The organism is Pseudomonas abyssi, from assembly GCF_002307495.1.
GTDB lineage: Bacteria > Pseudomonadota > Gammaproteobacteria > Pseudomonadales > Pseudomonadaceae > Halopseudomonas > Halopseudomonas abyssi.
Map to the genome: position 1 here is coordinate 1 of NZ_NTMR01000031.1, position 17287 is coordinate 17287.

General features: G+C 54.4%; 19 protein-coding genes. 12 read left to right on the forward strand and 7 right to left on the reverse strand.

Annotated features, from left to right (window positions below; all coding sequences use genetic code 11):
• Window positions 1-145 precede the first annotated feature (145 nt).
• From CNQ84_RS18685 to CNQ84_RS18700, 4 genes are all read right to left on the reverse strand, one after another.
• Entirely contained in the window at window positions 146-1642 is a 1497-nt protein-coding gene (locus tag CNQ84_RS18685) for an ArnT family glycosyltransferase (RefSeq protein WP_083729403.1), read from the reverse strand.
• Window positions 1626-2654, reverse strand: a complete 1029-nt coding sequence (locus CNQ84_RS18690) for a glycosyltransferase family 2 protein (protein WP_083729405.1) — start codon at window positions 2652-2654, stop codon at window positions 1626-1628. Before CNQ84_RS18690 ends, CNQ84_RS18685 begins: the two co-directional genes overlap by 17 nt.
• Window positions 2638-3039, reverse strand: coding sequence for a GtrA family protein (locus tag CNQ84_RS18695; RefSeq protein ID WP_008930568.1), 402 nt, complete (start codon window positions 3037-3039; stop codon window positions 2638-2640). The genes CNQ84_RS18690 and CNQ84_RS18695 overlap by 17 nt, the downstream gene beginning before the upstream one ends.
• Before the next feature lie 424 nt (window positions 3040-3463).
• Entirely contained in the window at window positions 3464-3793 is a 330-nt protein-coding gene (locus tag CNQ84_RS18700) for a hypothetical protein (RefSeq protein ID WP_229744518.1), read from the reverse strand.
• 378 nt (window positions 3794-4171) lie between these two features.
• On the opposite strand from CNQ84_RS18700, the gene CNQ84_RS18705 reads away from it, so the two are divergent.
• On the forward strand, window positions 4172-5092 hold the full coding sequence (locus tag CNQ84_RS18705) for a cation diffusion facilitator family transporter (protein WP_083729407.1): 921 nt from the start codon (window positions 4172-4174) through the stop codon (window positions 5090-5092).
• Between the two features lie 216 nt (window positions 5093-5308).
• Here CNQ84_RS18705 and CNQ84_RS18710 read toward each other — a convergent pair whose 3' ends face one another.
• On the reverse strand, window positions 5309-5770 hold the full coding sequence (locus CNQ84_RS18710; protein ID WP_083729409.1) for a methyltransferase family protein: 462 nt from the start codon (window positions 5768-5770) through the stop codon (window positions 5309-5311).
• A gap of 710 nt (window positions 5771-6480) precedes the next feature.
• Between CNQ84_RS18710 and CNQ84_RS18715 the strand changes: the two genes are divergently transcribed.
• Window positions 6481-6867 carry an antitoxin Xre/MbcA/ParS toxin-binding domain-containing protein gene (locus CNQ84_RS18715; protein WP_096006314.1) on the forward strand — a complete coding sequence of 129 codons (387 nt, stop codon included), beginning with the start codon at window positions 6481-6483 and terminating at the stop codon, window positions 6865-6867.
• Window positions 6868-6905: 38 nt separating this feature from the next.
• Here CNQ84_RS18715 and CNQ84_RS18720 read toward each other — a convergent pair whose 3' ends face one another.
• Complete coding sequence (locus CNQ84_RS18720) at window positions 6906-7907, reverse strand: DNA-binding protein (RefSeq protein ID WP_049688556.1); 1002 nt, start codon at window positions 7905-7907, stop codon at window positions 6906-6908.
• A 181-nt stretch (window positions 7908-8088) separates the two neighbouring features.
• Between CNQ84_RS18720 and CNQ84_RS18725 the strand changes: the two genes are divergently transcribed.
• The 3 genes from CNQ84_RS18725 to CNQ84_RS18735 are packed head-to-tail and all read left to right on the forward strand — an operon-like array spanning window position 8089 to window position 11167.
• Window positions 8089-9060 (forward strand): site-specific integrase, encoded by a 972-nt coding sequence (locus tag CNQ84_RS18725; protein WP_096006315.1) that lies wholly within the window; start codon window positions 8089-8091, stop codon window positions 9058-9060.
• A gap of 29 nt (window positions 9061-9089) precedes the next feature.
• Window positions 9090-9833, forward strand: coding sequence for a phage Gp37/Gp68 family protein (locus CNQ84_RS18730; RefSeq protein ID WP_096006316.1), 744 nt, complete (start codon window positions 9090-9092; stop codon window positions 9831-9833).
• A 20-nt stretch (window positions 9834-9853) separates the two neighbouring features.
• Window positions 9854-11167: a three-Cys-motif partner protein TcmP gene (locus CNQ84_RS18735; RefSeq protein WP_096006317.1), complete on the forward strand. Its 1314-nt coding sequence runs from the start codon at window positions 9854-9856 to the stop codon at window positions 11165-11167.
• Window positions 11168-12107: 940 nt separating this feature from the next.
• Here CNQ84_RS18735 and CNQ84_RS18740 read toward each other — a convergent pair.
• Window positions 12108-12380 (reverse strand): hypothetical protein, encoded by a 273-nt coding sequence (locus CNQ84_RS18740; RefSeq protein WP_096006318.1) that lies wholly within the window; start codon window positions 12378-12380, stop codon window positions 12108-12110.
• 267 nt (window positions 12381-12647) lie between these two features.
• Here CNQ84_RS18740 and CNQ84_RS18745 point away from each other — a divergent pair, with 267 nt between their 5' ends.
• Genes CNQ84_RS18745 through CNQ84_RS18775 form a run of 7 tightly spaced genes read left to right on the forward strand, consistent with a single transcriptional unit; the run spans window position 12648 to window position 17282 of the window.
• The gene (locus CNQ84_RS18745) at window positions 12648-13061 is read left to right on the forward strand and encodes an arsenate reductase ArsC (protein ID WP_096006319.1); all 414 of its coding nucleotides are present in this window, start codon (window positions 12648-12650) and stop codon (window positions 13059-13061) included.
• A 7-nt stretch (window positions 13062-13068) separates the two neighbouring features.
• A complete protein-coding gene (locus CNQ84_RS18750; RefSeq protein ID WP_065336111.1) occupies window positions 13069-13425 on the forward strand; it encodes a metalloregulator ArsR/SmtB family transcription factor in 357 nt (118 codons plus the stop codon).
• A gap of 29 nt (window positions 13426-13454) precedes the next feature.
• Window positions 13455-13922 carry an arsenate reductase ArsC gene (locus CNQ84_RS18755; protein WP_065336089.1) on the forward strand — a complete coding sequence of 156 codons (468 nt, stop codon included), beginning with the start codon at window positions 13455-13457 and terminating at the stop codon, window positions 13920-13922.
• Window positions 13923-13938: 16 nt separating this feature from the next.
• Complete coding sequence (gene arsB, locus CNQ84_RS18760) at window positions 13939-15000, forward strand: ACR3 family arsenite efflux transporter (RefSeq protein ID WP_096006320.1); 1062 nt, start codon at window positions 13939-13941, stop codon at window positions 14998-15000.
• Window positions 15001-15004: 4 nt separating this feature from the next.
• Entirely contained in the window at window positions 15005-15721 is a 717-nt protein-coding gene (gene arsH / locus CNQ84_RS18765; RefSeq protein ID WP_034073044.1) for an arsenical resistance protein ArsH, read from the forward strand.
• Between the two features lie 14 nt (window positions 15722-15735).
• On the forward strand, window positions 15736-16242 hold the full coding sequence (locus CNQ84_RS18770; RefSeq protein WP_096006321.1) for a phosphatase domain-containing putative toxin: 507 nt from the start codon (window positions 15736-15738) through the stop codon (window positions 16240-16242).
• A gap of 35 nt (window positions 16243-16277) precedes the next feature.
• Window positions 16278-17282, forward strand: a complete 1005-nt coding sequence (locus CNQ84_RS18775; RefSeq protein WP_096006322.1) for an ArsJ-associated glyceraldehyde-3-phosphate dehydrogenase — start codon at window positions 16278-16280, stop codon at window positions 17280-17282.
• The last annotated feature ends 5 nt before the right edge of the window (window positions 17283-17287 follow it).

Consider the following 17287-nt stretch of genomic DNA (forward strand, 5'->3'; position numbering starts at 1 on the left):
AACCATTAAATCCGTATACCCGAAAAACGGAGGAGCCAGGATTCTGATTTTACTGCCATTTCCGGACTAGATCACTGCCAAAAGGCCAGCCATCTTGAAAATCCGGCCTTCAAAGACTCAGTTTTAGCAGTAATCAGCTGCGTCATTAATCATTCTTCGAGTTTAATTCAGAATCAACGGGGTCATTCTGGCTGTCTGTTGGCGGAAGATCGATCGAGAATAGCTGGTACCGTTTGTTCTCCCCCAGCTTCTGAGCGTCAGTGGCCCGCGGACCAAGAACCTTATCTACCGCATCGTTTGGAATTGCGGCAAAGACCCTGGCGTACCCGTCAGCGTCCAGCAGACTGTCGAATTCTGTGGAGGTGATTTCGACAGCGTCGCCCAACGAATAAAAACGTGCGGAAAATGGCATCTTGCCAATGTAAAAGATTGGACCGTCTCCCGCTTGCTGAATGCTCTCATACCGGCCTATCAATTGCTTCTCGGTTTTTAGTGGTTTTACTCCGCTCACACCTATGAACACAGAAAGGGTAAAGAGAACGGGTGCAAGTAATACAGCACCCGACCTGATTCTGGACCAGGGACGTAAATTGAGCTGCGACACCCATCCGGCAATCAGAATGGCCGAGAACGGCAGAGAAGGAAGTATGTAAGTCCAGAGCGTGTTGCCTGCCAGGGTAAAGAACAGCATTGGCGTTATCGCACAAAACAACAGATACAGCGTTGAGGCGTCTTGAACAGCACCAGTGAATATATCCTTTGTTTTGCCTCGCGCCGCCGCAAGGCCAAAGCCAACCAAGCCAATGATACCCCAGGGGAATGAAGCCCAAATCCAGAATATCCAGATCATGCCCTTGGGCCGGTCATGGGCACTACCGTACAAATCGCCGGCCCACCCGGGGTCCAGAAACCGGCTAAAGTGTTCGCCAATGATGAAATAGTTGAGGAACCCGGGCGTTTTCAATTCAGCGAGCACGTACCATGGCACGGCAATCGCCAGTGTCAGAAGTGAGCCAAGAAGCCAGGGTAATTTTTTTAACGGTTGTAACTGCTGCCTGAAAATAGCAGCCCATAGCACCAGGGGGGTAACGGTCAATACAACAGCCAACGGTCCCTTTGACAACAAGCCGATAGCCAGGCCCACGAAAAACCACCAGCGCCAATAGTCAGACCGGCCCGAAAGCACGAACCACATGCTCACCAGAGAGAGGGTCGTTCCAAAAACCAGGAATGTATCCGTCATGACTGCGCCAGCACTGATATAAGTGAGTGCCATCGTGGAAAGCACAAGAGTAGACCACCGAGCGACCGCAGCACCTCGCGCATGATTTGCGAGGCACCACGTCAGCCATACGATTCCAATCGTGGCGAACCATGCCGGTAGCCGCAATGAGAATTCAGACAGTCCAAATATCTTTAGAGAGGCCGCTTGAGCCCAGAATGACAGGGGAGGCTTCCCCCAGAACGGAACGCCGGGTTCAAACCAGGGCGTTATCCAGTCCCCGGATTCAGCCATTAACCGAGCGATTTCAGCGTATCGGGGCTCCGTTGTATCCACGAAGGGAAACAGCGTCATTCCGATAAAGCGACTGAACAATACGGCAGCCAGTACCCAGAACCAGGGCTCAAATCGCTTTAACATTCTTGACGCCTCTGAAGTTGCTGATTTGGTCTCGGCTTGATACCTCTTTGTTCTCGACCACTTCTTCGGTCAGATACAGTGGTCGCTGTTTCGATTCGATGTAGGTTTTGCCCACATACTCACCAACGATACCAACGCTCACCAGTTGTATGCCGCCCAGAAAACTGATGAGGGCGATTAACGATGGGTAGCCGTCAGTCGGATCGCCGAGCATTATTGCCTTCGCTACAATCCAGACACCGAACAATCCACCAACGGAGGCGGCCAGCAAGCCGACAAGCGTTGCCCATCTGAGAGGTGACACTGAGAAGGAAGTCAGGCCTTCAAGGGCCAGGCCGACCAGGCCCGGGTAGTCCCACTTACTCTCGCCAGCCACTCTCAATGCCCGGTCGTATTCGATGATCGTCGTTGGCATACCAACCCAGGCAAAGAGTCCCTTCATGTAGCGGTTGCGCTCTCCTAACCGGAGAAGGGCATCAACTGCCCGCCTGCTCATCAATCGGAAATCACCCGTGTCGACCGGGATTTCAGTGCGACTGGTCTTATTCAGCAAGCGATAGAAAAGGTGCGCACTCCAGCGCTTGAGAAAACTCTCGCCTACACGTGATCGACGTTGCATCAGAACGACATCAAAGCCGGACTTCCAACTCTTGACCATCTCGGGAATGTATTCAGGTGGATCCTGAAGGTCCGCATCCAGAACGATCACCGCATCCCCCTTGGCATGCTCCAGCCCTGCTGTTACCGCTGCCTCTTTGCCAAAGTTGCGGCTTAGCTTGACGAGACGGATGCTCGATTTCCTTTTAATGAAAGTCCTAACAAATTCGGCACTGCCATCCTCGCTACCATCGTCCACAACCACGATCTCCGAGCGAATATCGAGGCTCGCAAGGATCGGCAATACATGCTCAAAGAATAGGGGAAGCATCGAACGCTCATTGAACACCGGAACCACCAGGGAAAGCAGCTCTGATTCATTCGGCGCACGGGAAGTCTCAAGAGGTTTGTTCATGAAATACCAGCCTTTGGTAGACAACATAGTTAAATACAGCGACAGCCGCAGTGGTTAGAAGCTGAGCAGGCACAACAGAGATTTCAAACAGTTGATGCAGGACTAAAAAGATCAGAACGTTCAGGAGAGCTGCGAGTGAACAGGAAAAGGCATATCGCCAGATGGCCTGGATGTGTGGGCGTGCGTTTGGAAAGGCCAAAGTTCGCTGCAACCAGTAGTTGGTAACCGCTCCTACAACGCTTCCAGAAAAGGTGGCTGCTACGGGGGCCATGCCAAGCAGAACCAGGCCGGACATGGCCGCCCAATGGAAAAGGGTTGCCATTCCTCCGGCGGCAATAAATCCACTTATTCTTTTAAGGCTACTCTGATTAATTCCGACGTTCATTTATAATGGATCCAGTCCCGATAACGAGTTAAACCTCATGCGCCAAGATTCCTTTTCCGATGCCGGATTCGAGAAATACCGGAATAAGGAATCAGGGATATCCCAGTTAAGACAGACAGATTACTGGATAGTTCATATCGGGATCCAAGCATCAGCTCACGCTTTTTCAGACAGCAAGAGTATTCTATTTTCGGTTCAGCCCCGGATAAGACATTTTGGGTATACGGATTTAATGGTTGATGGGGCACCTTCACCCCATCAACCATTAAATCCGTATACCCTATAAATCAAGGGCGATTCGCTGGTAGCGATGTTGCGGGCAAGTTATGGAAACAAAAAAGCGCCCCGAAGGCGCTTAGAGTGCAACTGCTTCCAAAGGAGCTTGGAAGCTGCCGGAGGCGAATATCGTTCAGATATGAAGCGGTTAGTCAGCTTTGGTTTCTTTCTTGCTTTCCGTATTGTTCTGATCTTGGCGGGTATCCTTAATCTGTAATTCGTCTATTTTTCGTTTGGCGGATTCGGTTCCGTGAATTCGTTTTTGATCTGCTCGGAATTTTTCATAAAATTTAATTGAGCGGTCATAGCCATCTTCTGCATAAGACAATGCGGAGCCGCAGATTACCAAACCAACAACAATAGCTTTCAACAGATTCATAGGGCAGTCCTCGCTAAATTCAAAGGTGGCTTGCTGAGCTTTCTCGCTGAGCCCTGCAGGTTCGAATGAATTTTGCGTGATTGAAGCTAACAGCAGCATGAGCCAAGCATTACATTATTGAAATGTAATGCTTCCATTGCGCGGTGACATGAGCGCCTTGCTTCGTCATGTCAGCACCGAGGCGCACCAATCTGCAAGGGCCTATCCTACGAAAAGAATGATTGGAAGATTACAATCTTGTCATCCTCGGATTGACGCCGTATCATCTATCATTAGCGAGCAACGTCGTTTAACGTTTGAGAGGGATCGGCCAGTTATCGGCAAGTTTCAGACGATAATGCACGAACTCGCTTGAGAGTGGTCGCATTTCTGTCAGTGTGGTTTGGAAGGCCAGATGGTATTGGTGCTAGTATTATCTATTACTTTTTTTGGGCTCCCTATCCTTGTCTTATGTTATTTAAGGACGGTTAAAAACCAATGGCTCACGAACATAACCATAACACCGAAGCCATAGGCGATAAGCGTTTAATCGCTGCCATTGGCGTTAATACTGTGCTAACTCTGGCACAAGTTGTTGGAGGAATAGTTTCTGGCAGTTTATCACTCATAGCTGACGCGCTACATAACTTGAGCGATGCCGCATCACTGGTTATTGCGCTCATCGCACGTAAAATCGGTCGCAAACCGCCAGATGCTTTTAAAACCTTCGGCTACCGACGCAGTGAAACCATAGCGGCTTTGATTAACTTGGTCACGCTGATTATCGTTGGTCTCTACCTCATCTACGAAGCTATAGGTCGGTTTTTTGCCCCACAGCCCATTGAAGGATGGACAGTGGTCGTGGTGGCGGGAATAGCCTTGATTGTAGATGTCGTCACGGCCTTGCTCACCTACACAATGTCTAAGAATAGCATGAATATAAAGGCGGCATTCCTGCACAATGTGTCGGATGCGCTGGCCTCCGTCGGGGTTATTATTGCCGGAACATTGATTCTTCTGTATGGCTGGTACTGGACGGATACTGTCCTGACACTGATGATTGCTGGGTACGTGCTCTGGCAGGGCTTTAGCATGCTGCCTAAAACCATTCACTTGTTAATGGAGGGCGCACCAGAAGGAGTTTCCATCACTGATATAATCAATGTCATGGAGCAAGTGGACGACGTTGTGAGTGTTCACCACGTACATGTCTGGGAAATTGCCGAACATTCAACTGCATTGGAAGCTCACGTTGTCATCAAGAAGGCTAGCCTGCCCGAAATTGAACGAGTAAAGACTGATTTAAAACGAGTACTTCATGAGCAATTCAAAGTCAGCCACTCGACACTTGAAATGGAACTAGACGGCAGTGTTTGTATCGACACCAGGCAGGCCGACAGTCATCGCAGCGAAGCATAAGCCTGCTTTGCGCTCAACGCTGTTGCTAGACAGTTAGCTCGATATCAACCGGAGTGAACTTGTGACATCACTCGTTGCCGCTATGTCATCGACCAGAGACATGCTAGCGGCATGTGCCCAAATCAGTTCCTCACGAGGAGATCAGGCTAGGTCGTGGGCATCTTCGGCATGCTGATGTGACGAGTATGCCCCGGCAGTCGCTAACGCCGCCGAGGCTCAGAGCCAGCGGCGGACTTGTGCGCGGTAGCGGACGAATGATTCGCCGAACAGTGCTTCCAGCGCCCACTCTTCGGCTGCTATCTGGAAACGGTTCATGTACAGCACGAAAGCAACCACGCCCAGCAGGGTCAGAGGCGAGGCCAAGGCCAGCGCCCAAGCCGCAAGGATAATGGCGAAGCCTAAGTACATGGGGTTGCGGCTGTATTGGTAGATGCCAGCCTCCACTAATGCCGAAGCCTGCTGCGGCATTAGTGGATTGACCGTAGTGCGAGCGCGGCGAAACGACAGTACGCCGGCGAGGCACACGCCGAGCCCCAGGAGCAGTACCGGCAAAGCGAAGGTCAGGCGCTCGGTCCATGCCAGTTCGATGCTCGGCAATCTGGGTCCCGACAACCCCATCAGCAGAGCGATCAGGACCGCTACGAGCAGCGGTGGCACGCGGTTCTCCAGCGCGCTCATAGGGGGCCATGCCGAGATAAGGAGAAAATTCATTCATTTAGGCTGTAGGCTTCTGTTCTGTAAGGCTTTTCTGCAGAAGTGGCCACATCAGAGCCGTGGGCTGGTGAAGGTACTCGATGCTGTGGAGCGTGATGCGATTAAGCCAGCAGAGAAACGGTTTGGCTAAGGCTTAACGGGGGCATGCCGAGATAAGGCAAAAATTAGGACATTTGTTCTGTAACCTGCTGTGTCTAAAGGATTAATTTTGAGAGGCGCTGCTCAATTGCGGTGGCTAAATATTGATCAATTATCTCTGCCGAGATAATTGCAGATAATTCCCGCCGTCCGTACTCAGCGCGAGTTCATAAGATTGGAGAAATGCCGAGTTAGAGGGCCTGCGAACAGCTTTGGTCGAGGCTTTGCGCTTCGACGCATATGGCTGCTTAGCACTGGGGGCTCTCCCAGAAGCGACAAAGGCGGCCTCAACGAGACCGCCTCAAACCAAGTTTCATCACCGGTACACGTACCCGGGAGAGGAAGCTCTTGGGCAGGTTTCAATAATAACACCGATCAAAGCGTCACTGCCAAAGCCCTCTCGCACTGCCGAGTAGCCTTCAAGTAATGTTCATTCGGTCTCTCTCGAAACTACGGTGCGGATGGTTCGAAGCCATCATGCGCAAACTCGGGGCCAAGATGACATTATCAAATGGCCAATTATCCTGGAGGCAGTTATGGGAAGACTCCTCGAAAAACTGGGTTTGCCGAAAGGCCACTACTACCTGCACGTCGCCGTGCTGGCGGGCCTGCCGATTTCGTTGATCTCCGATTTGGCGAGCGAGCTGGAACGGTCGGCGGAGCAGATTGCGGAGTGGGTCACTGCGTCCCCCGACAGTACCGTGATGTCTATGCAGGCAGGTGAGGTGTTCTGTCGTCTTATCGAGATCCTCGATGCGCTATTGGAGCTGCACGAAGGTGATCTAGGAGGTTCGCTCCGCTGGCTAACGGCACCGAATGTCGTGCTGTCCAATGAGAAGCCGGTCGAGCTACTGGTAACCGGATTTGGTACGCGCGCTGTGCGGCAGGCTATTCGTTCGATTGAATATGGACTGCCAGTTTGATCCCTGCCGAGGGCGGCCTTTGAGCTGGAAACACAGGGTCATGTACCTGTTTCATTACCGCTGGTAGTGAGCGGCGTATGCCCGAGCAGTTTCAGGTGCGTGATGGCTTCGGCCAAGCGCTCCTGCAGGATCTGCGCTTGCTGCGCCTGGGTCGCGGAGGTCTCGCTTAACCGAGACACCTCCTCCTGCAATGTGCTGCAGCGCTGTTCCAGGGCCTCATTCGCGCGTTCAGCTCCGATCAACGTGCGCTGAGCGGCTTCCAAGGCCTGGACCTTCTGCGCCAATAGCTGTTGCTGTGCATGCTGCTCTTTTTGCAGCTGCCGCGCCTCTGTGAGCAGGCGCGCATTGTCGCGGTTCAGTTGGGTCAACTCGTCCTGTTTGACGATCAGGGTCTGCTGCAATTGCCGTAGTTCCAGTTGCAGTTGCTGCATCTGCGACTCGTGGCGACGCTGCTCCTGCTCACGCTGTTCCTTGCTGGCCTGGCGATAGTGCTCCAGGGCATCACGAGCATGTTGATGCTTATCTTCCAACGAGAGGATTTGCTCATCGCGATCCCGCAGGCGCGTTTCTTGGTCTTGGTTGGCTTGCTGTAGGCGGGCATTCCCGACCTCAGCCTGCTGACGCATCTGTCGTTCCTGCAGTAGCGCTTGCTGGGCAGTCTGGAGCTGCTCCGTGAGCTCAATGCACTGACCTTCCAGCTGCTGGATACGGCTTTCTGCCTGCTGAACCTGGTTCTGGTAATCAAGTCGTTCCCGAGCCAGTTGCTCGCGCTCGTGCGCCACCTCGGCCTTCGCTTCCTCCCTGAGCTGATCCGCCAACTGGCCCACCAGGTTGGCCAACTGCTCGCTGAGCGGCAGTACGACAGCGCTCCGATCGGAGTCAGCGTCTTCGAGTTCTTTCAGGTAGCGGTGAATGGTGGTTTTTGAACCAGTGTTTCCCAGTTCGACCCGTATCGCATCGATGCTGGGGTTCTCTCCTCGCGCCAGGATGGCCTGGCGGGCCTTCTGAACCAGCGCCTTATTGATGCCGCCGCGGGCCATGGTCTGCTCCTACGATTTCGTATTGGATTACATACCACGTATTTACATACTAATTTGTTCTGAAGTAAAGCAGGATTTGAAGGATGAAATAAGATAAAATAACCGAGACTTATTTAATGGGATGGGCGAAAATGGCTATTTTTCAGTCGTTTTCCAGTACACATAGGGCAAACCCCAGGCGATGAAGGACGTCGAGCGCTATCTGCATGCCGGCACGCGGGAAAACACCCGCCGCAGCTACCAGTCGGCCGTCGAACACTTCGAGGTGACTTGGGGCGGCTTCCTACCGGCGACCGGTGACAGCATCGTGCGCTACCTGGTGGACTACGCCGACACTCTGAGCCTCAGTACGATGAAGCAGCGGCTGGCAGCCCTCGCCCAGTGGCACATCAACCAAGGCTTCCCCGATCCAACCAAAACACCCACAGTGCGCCAGGTACTCAAGGGCATCCGCACCCTGCATCCGGCGCAGGCTAAGCAAGCAGCCCCACTGCAGGTGCAGCATCTAGAACAGGCAGTTCAGTGGCTGAATCAGGAGGTCGAACGCGCTCAGCAGTCGGGCGACTTGGCAAGTCTGCTACGAAGCCGACGCGACATGGCGTTATTGCTGGTCGGCTTCTGGCGGGGGTTCCGCAGCGACGAGCTCTGCCGCTTGCAGGTTGAGCATGTCCAGGTTGAGGCCGGCGCCGGCATGACCTTGTTCTTGCCGCAGAGCAAGGGGGATCGGGAGAACCTTGGCACGACCCATTACGCTCCAGCCCTGAAACGCCTCTGTCCGGTACAGGCTTATCTCGACTGGATCAGTGTCGCCGGCATAGTACGAGGGGCCGTGTTCCGCCGCCTGGATCGCTGGGGGCACCTGAATGACAGAGCGCTGCATCCCGGCAGCCTGATCAGCCTGCTACGCCAGATATTGCAGCGTGCGGGTATCCCGGCTGAGCTGTATACCAGTCATTCGCTGCGCCGCGGCTTCGCCACCTGGGCCACGGCCAATGGCTGGGATCTCAAGGCACTGATGACCTACGTGGGCTGGAAGGACATGAAGTCAGCCATGCGCTATATCGACCCCGCTATTTCTTTTGGTGGCCTAGCAGCTCGACCCGCCCTTGAACTTAATGCTGGCACTTTGACTCACTCGCCAGCTTCTCACTAATATCGACGCAGGACAGGAGTGACTGTGCAATGAGTACACAGACAAGCATCGAATGGACGGAAATGACTTGGAACCCCGTGGTGGGATGTACCAAAGTTTCGCCAGGCTGCAAGCATTGCTACGCCGAAAACATGGCGCACCGGCTGCAGGCGATGGGGACGCCAGGATATGAAAACGGTTTTCGCTTGAGTCTGCGACCGGAGAAGCTTCAGGAGCCGTTGCAGCGCAAGAAACCGACGATTTACTTCGTGAACTCAATGTCTGATCTGTTCCATGAACATGTGCCAGACGATTACATCGATCAAGTCTTCGAGGTGATTCAGAAGGCCTCTCAGCACACATTCCAAATACTCACTAAGCGTGCCGAGCGCCTAGCTACATACTTCGGCAGCCGGACACCGCCTGCCAATGCCTGGCTGGGGGTGTCTGTTGAGGATCGCGAGTATGGAGTGCCAAGGATCGACTGTTTACGCCGTGTAAACGCCACTATTCGCTTTCTCTCTGTTGAGCCACTGTTGGAGGATTTGGGAGAGCTGGATCTGACTGAGATTCACTGGGTGATCGTTGGTGGTGAGTCAGGGCCGAAAGCCCGGCCGATGAAACAAGAATGGGTGGATAACATACACCAGCAATGCGATTCATTCGGCTCAGCCTTCTTCTTCAAGCAATGGGGCGGCTGGGGCTCTGATGGAGTGAAACGCTCGAAAAAGGCCAACGGGCGGCTGCTGAACGGCCAGACCTGGGATGAAATTCCGCTACTCAATCTCGCCTGATACCAAAATAAGGAATGCAGATGGCCAAGGATGAAGAGAAGTATCGTTGGGATTGGGGAACGCAGACCTTCCCGACCATTGATCCGCACAGCAGGATCAAACATCAGATTATTGATGATTACATACAGGCCTACATTGATGTTCTGATGCGGAATCAGCAGATGCCGGAGCTGGGGCTATCCATAGTTGATGGTTTCAGCGGCGGCGGCATCTACCATGACGGCGCTGGCGGCACCCACTTCGGCTCTCCAGTAATTGCACTGGAGGCCATTCAAGAATCAGAGGTGCGTAACAACCAGGGTCGCATCAAGCCGCGCACCATTCGCTCGCAGCATTATTTCGTAGATGTGAAACCTGAAAACATTGCTTGCCTGCACGCTGTACTGGCCGCTCGCGGCCATGCCTCTCGAGTGGGTAGCGATGTCCACCTGCATAGTGCCGAATTTACCCAGGCCCTGCCAATCATTGCGCAAAAGCTCAAGTTCTTCGGGAAAGGCGAACGCGTGCTTTTTCTCTTGGATCAGTATGGATACGGCGACGTACCATTTCCCAAGATCAAATGGATTTTCCAGAATCTGAGCAGTGCAGAGGTTCTGCTTACATTCAATGTCGACTTCCTGGTTACGTACCTTGCTGACCGACAGGCAAACCGCAAAGCTATTTCCAATATCGGCTTAGATCACCATGTGCCATGGAGCACGCTGAAGGAGTTGAAGGCACATCAGCCTCGAAATTGGCAATACATCATTCAGCGCTTCCTTTCGGAGGGAATCAAACAAGAAAGCGGCGCGGAGTACATGACCGTATTTTTCATCCGTCCAGCTGGCAACAACCCGATGGCCTATTGGTTTATCCACCTGGCGAACAACTACCGTGCCAACGATGTAATGAAGAAAATTCACTGGAAGTACGGCAATAATTTTTCCCATATGCTGTCACCGTCCAGTTTTTTCGGATATGACGCCAATCGCGATATCGCCGTAACTGGGCAGCCTGATCTTCTTTTGGATGAACACCATTTTGATGACGCAACGGCCGATCGCATCCGTGATGAGCTCTCAGAACTCCTCCCCAGGCAGGTTTATGATCGTGAGCGGCAGCCGTTCAGCGGACTAATGACCGGACTGACGAATTACACCATGGCCGACGAGCTACGTGTAAAGCAGGCTCTGGATATGGCGATCGCTACAGGCGATGTGCTTGCGGTCGGAAAGGACGGAAAAACGAAACGCCGCAAAGGCACAAGCATCAAATCCACTGACACGCTGATTGCCCCTCCACAGAGGCCAATGTTTTTTCTGCCGCCGGTGAAGAAGACCAAGCCCGAAAGCTGATTGCAATCGACGTGCGCACGCGCGAAGGCGGATCACGGCTCATGGTTTGCTTCAAGATTAACCAACGGAGCTTGAACCTCGGCCCGAACACAAGCATTCGTGGCGCGCGGCGGGTCAACCTTTAGTAGCGCAGTGTGGCTGCCGCTATCTGCAGGCTGCCGGAGCACTCTGGAATGAGCTTTATAGGCGATTATAAAGTGATTATAGAGCGATTATAGAATCTGATTTTTTGGCCCAATTTGAAGGCTATTAGTCCAGATAAGTCGGCTTCCAGCGCTTTCTGCGCAGGGATGTGCTTGATGCCCTGGCCGTCATTCCTGGCCACTGAGACTCCGATCCGCTTCGAGCAGGTAAGCGGTCTGGCCTGTTTTCTCAGGGGTTTTGGTGTATTGCGCTCCAGCCTCAATGAGGCCTATCAGGGCCCGCGTCGGTTATGCAGGCTGTTGGATGCCAAGATCTTCGGGCTCTCGCACGGCAAGTCATGGTTACCATCATCGAGGATACGATTAGGCAGGAGCAGCCATTTCCTCAGGACTGGCTCGGGCAGCGCGTCTGCTATGTCTACGATGAACCCATTATCGAGGGCGTGACTCTGTGACCAGCACTATCAGTCTGCGAATCCTCTTGCGTGAGCGCTGGCGGGAGTGATCGCAGATGGCGATCCCGCCATGGTGGGGTTGTAGGTTTAATGGGCCCAACAGTACGCATCATAGGCACTTATGGTCTTGGCTTCGGGGCTAGTTGACTACCATAAGCGATCCCGTGCTTGAGCAGATTACCCAAGCGACTGAAAAGACCTACGAGGCATCGAGACCGGTTGCTTCAAATAACCAGTTGCTGGCCTGAGGGGGCATAGCTGCGAACAACACGAACCGGACGCATAAAAGAAAGCCGCCCGAAGGCGGCGCTGAGCGACAGGCGCTCGGACTCTTGGTTCCGCTTACTTCTTCAGCGATTGCAGGTAGTCCTTCAGGGTCTGATCGTCCGCAGATTTAACCGTCATGCCATTCGGGCCGCTACCGATGTCGGTGAACTGCTTGGCCGGCTCGCCGGTTTTCTTGAATTCTTCCAGTTCCTTAGAGCCTTCGCGGAACACCCACAGGCGGCCATCTTCGACTTCGGTGACAAAGCCAGGCTTGTCGTACTGACTAGCGAAGGCGGCGGTGGCGAACAGGCTGGTCAACAGCATTGCAGTCAAAGTCATTTTTTTCATCGCAAGGTTCCTGCTTGGGTTAGAGATGCGATGAAGCCTAAGGCTCTTCTGATGACGAAAAGATTACAACATTCATATATGCGATCAGGCAGATGTTACTGAGTATTTCTAGCTCACGATATCGGTCTGACGGCAGCAGGAAGCCAGCAAAACCAAGCTATTGACATCACTTTCCGGGGAGCTCGTGCACCGGATGATGATTTTCGCTTTACTGTATATTCGATAAAACATATATTTGCTAAACCATATTCGATTCGAGATTTGGCAATGTCTAACAAGACCCGCGTGCTGTTCGTTTGTGTGGCTAACACTGCTCGCTCGCAGCTGGCTGAAGCGCTACTGCGACACACTGATTCCGAACGTTTCGAGGCATTCAGCGCCGGCACTGAGCCTGGTGAGGTTGATCCGCGCACCCTGGATGCGCTTGAGCACCTTGGCGTAAGCACCGAGGGGCTGCGCAGCAAGTCCATTGATGAGTTTGCCGGCGAGCGTTTCGAATACGTCATCACACTGTGCGATAAGTCGTCTTTGGAGTGCCAGGCCCTTCCAGGTGCTGGTGAGGTACTGGCGTGGAACTTTGAAGACCCGGTGACCAGCACCCAGCCCGACGCATTCCGCCACACCCTTCACGAGATACACGAGCGCATCAAGATGTTCGTGCTGGTGAAAACTAAACGTTGAGACCTCTATGGCTGACCACCTGACACCGACCACCGTATTCAAATGCCTGGCTGACGAGACCCGCGTTCGCCTGATGCTGCTCATCACCCGCGAGGATGAGTTGTGCGTTTGTGAGCTGACCTGCGCGCTGGATGAAAGCCAGCCGAAGGTTTCCCGCCACCTAGCACAACTGCGCAACTGCGGTCTGCTGGAAGATCGCCGACAAGGCCAGTGGGTCTATTACCGCCTGCACCCCAGCCTACCGGACTGGGTGATCGCTGTTCTGAAAACCACTCTGGATGCCAATCAGCATTGGCTCAGCCTGGATGCCAAACGCCTCGATGTGATGGGCGACCGCCCGCAGCGGCTCGCTGCCTGCTGCTGAGCCGCACTCTACTTTTACGAGATAGCTCGATGAAGATTTTGTTTCTCTGCACCGCCAACAGCTGCCGCAGCATTCTTTGCGAGGCTGTGTTCAACCACTTGGCACCGGCTGGCATGAAAGCCTACAGCGCCGGCAGTCAGCCGAAAGGTGTAGTGCATCCGCTAAGCCTGAAAACGCTGGAGAGCGCAGGTATCTCGACTACAGGGCTCTTCAGCAAATCCAGCGATATTCACGAGAGTCTAGCCCCTGACTTCGTGATCACGGTCTGCGACAAGGCTGCCGGCGAAGCCTGCCCGGTATTTTTTGGGCCGGCGACCAAGGCTCACTGGGGGCTGGCTGATCCATCGGAATACCAGGGCAGTGAGGACGAGATCGAAGCCGCTTTTGCCGCCACCCTGGAGCAGATTAAAACCCGCGTTGAAGCCTTCCTGGCTTTACCGCTGCAGATGGATACCGAGCAACTCAAGGCTGAGCTGGCCTTGATCGGTACGCTCTAACTCTGGAGGCATGAGGATGAGCAAAAGCCGCCTTTCATTTCTTGATCGCTACCTGACGATCTGGATCTTTCTCGCCATGGCCATTGGGGTCAGCCTGGGCAGCCTGTTCGAGGGCCTACCGGCCAGGCTCAACAGCTTGTCGGTAGGCTCGACCAATATCCCGATCGCCATTGGCCTGATCGTGATGATGTACCCGCCGTTGGCCAAGGTCAGGTATGAAGAGCTACCCGAGGTGTTCAAGGACAAGCGCATTCTCGCGCTGTCGCTGATCCAGAACTGGGTGATTGGCCCGGTACTGATGTTCGCCCTGGCGGTGATCTTCCTGCGCGATTACCCCGATTACATGACAGGCCTGATCCTTATCGGCCTGGCGCGCTGCATTGCCATGGTACTGGTGTGGAACCAGATCGCAGGGGGTAATAACCAGTACGTTGCTGGCCTGGTCGCGTTCAATAGCATCTTCCAAATCGTGTTTTTCAGCCTGTATGCCTGGATCTTCCTCGGCCTGCTGCCACCTTTGTTCGGACTACAGGGCAGCGTGATCGACGTGAGCTTTGTCAGCATCGCCGAGTCCGTACTGATCTATCTCGGCATTCCGTTTCTGGCTGGTTTCATGACGCGCAAGCTCCTGATCAGCCGCAAAGGCGAAGAGTGGTTCAACCAGCGTTTCATCCCCCGCATCAGCCCGCTGACGCTGGTCGCTTTGCTGCTGACTATCGTGGCGATGTTCAGCCTCAAGGGCGACATGGTGCTGCAACTGCCGCTGGATGTGCTGCGCATCGCCATCCCGCTGACCATTTACTTCGTGGTGATGTTCTTCATCAGTTTCTGGATGGGCAAGCTGTTGGAGGCTGACTACCCACGTACTACCGCGCTGGCCTTTACCGCTGCCAGCAACAACTTCGAACTGGCTATTGCTGTGGCTATTGCCACGTTCGGTCTGGCTTCGCCGGTGGCCTTTGCCACGGTGATCGGCCCTCTGGTGGAAGTGCCGGTGCTGATCGCCCTTGTCGGGGTGGCGCTGTGGCTCAAGCGCCGCTGGTTCGACCAGCCTCGCGCAGCACTCGCTCAGGAGTAGACGTATGTCTGAAGAACACATCCCCAATCTCGATGCTCAACTAGTCGATCTGCCCACCCTCGACAAACTCGGCGGCCCTCTTACCGTCAAGCACAAGCCGCGCATCTTGCTGCTCTACGGATCGACCCGCGAACGTTCGTTCAGTCGCTTGCTGACTGAGGAAGCCGCTCGCCTGCTGGAGCACTTCGGTGCCGAAACTCGGATATTCAATCCATCTGGCCTGCCGCTGCCGGACGATGCTCCAGATAGCCATACCAAGGTGCAGGAGCTGCGCGAGTTGATGCAGTGGTCGGAAGGACAAGTCTGGTGCTCGCCGGAGCGTCACGGCTCGATGACTGCCGTATTCAAGGCGCAGATCGACTGGGTTCCGTTGGCCATGGGTGCAGTCCGCCCAACTCAAGGTAAAACCCTAGCGGTGATGCAAGTCTGTGGAGGCTCGCAATCCTTCAACGTGGTCAACCAGCTGCGTGTACTTGGCCGCTGGATGCGCATGTTCACCATCCCGAACCAATCGTCTGTCCCGAAGGCTTTCCTGGAGTTCGATGAGGCTGGCCGGATGAAACCCTCGGCTTTCTATGACCGCGTAGTGGACGTGATGGAGGAGCTGGTGAAGTTCACCCTGCTGCTGCGTGAGCGTTCCGACTACCTGGTTGACCGCTATTCCGAGCGAAAGGAATCGGCAGAAGAACTCTCGAAACGCGTTAATCAACGTTCCATCTGAAGGATTTTTTGATCGTGCAACAGCATCCGTACTCCGTGCTGACCTCCGAGCAGGTCAAAGGCCAACTGATCTTCACGCCGTGCCCTGGTACCAAAGACACATCGGTCGCTGAGGCGCTGGACACTCTCAAAGGGGCCGGTGCTTCAGCCTTGCTGACCCTGATGCCCACCGAAGAACTGACCCAGAACGAAGTCGAAAATCTGCCTGGGCAGTGTCGGCAGCGCGACATCGAGTGGTTCCACCTGCCGGTGGAGGACGATCAGGCGCCCGGTGAGCGATTCCAGGTGGCGTGGGACGTTAATCGCGAGCGGATCAAGCAGTTGCTCACGGAAGGTAAGAACATTGCCATTCACTGCAAAGGCGGGTCGGGTCGTACCGGCCTGATTGCCGCACAGCTGCTGATCGAGTGCGGCGTACCACTGCGCGAGGCGATCAGTGATGTGCAGGCGCTACGCCCCCGTGCGATTCAGCACCCAGCACATACCCACTACATCAGCCAGTTCGACACAGCCCAGTCGTAATTCCCCGCAGCTAGCCGCCCCGAGAGAATACAAACATGAGCATCAAAGTAGGTATCAACGGTTTTGGTCGTATTGGACGTCTCGCCTTGCGTGCAGCCTGGAGCTGGCCAGAGTTCGAGTTCGTACAGATCAACGACCCGGCAGGTGACGCAGCGACTCACGCCCACCTGATCAACTTCGATTCGGTGCATGGCCGCTGGAACAACGAAGCCAGCGCCGAGGGTGATCATGTCGTGATCGGTGGCAGCCGCATCAAGGTCACCGCCAATAAGGCGATTGCTGACACCGATTGGTCGGGCTGCGATCTGGTCATCGAAGCCAGCGGCAAGATGAAAACCGTTGCAGTGCTGCAGGCCTACTTGGATCAGGGGGTGAAGCGTGTGGTGGTGTGCGCGCCGGTCAAGGAGAAAGGTGCACTGAACGTGGTTATGGGGGTCAATCAACACCTGTTCGATCCCACTCAGCATCGCATCGTTACCGCTGCGTCCTGCACCACCAACTGCCTAGCTCCTGTGGTCAAGGTCATTCACGAGAACCTGGGTATTCGCCACGGCTCGATCACTACTATTCACGACCTGACCAATACCCAGAGCATCCTCGACCAGCCGCATAAGGATCTGCGTCGTGCTCGTGCCTCGGGCATGAGTCTGATCCCGACTACCACGGGTTCGGCCACGGCCATCGCAGAGATCTTCCCCGAGCTGCGCGGCAAGCTGAATGGCCATGCCGTGCGCGTACCGCTGGCAAACGCTTCTCTCACCGACTGTGTGTTCGAAGTCGAGCGCGCCACTTCTGCAGATGAGGTCAATGCGCTGCTCAAAGCCGCCGCCGATGGCCCGCTAAAGAATATCCTCGGCTACGAGGAGCGTCCCCTGGTCTCAATTGACTACCGCACCGATCCACGTTCTTCGATCATTGATGCACTGTCGACCATGGTGGTCAATGACACCCAAGTGAAGATCTACGCCTGGTATGACAACGAGTGGGGATACGCCAACCGCGCTGTAGAGCTGGCCAAACTGGTCGGTTTGGCCAATTAACAGGG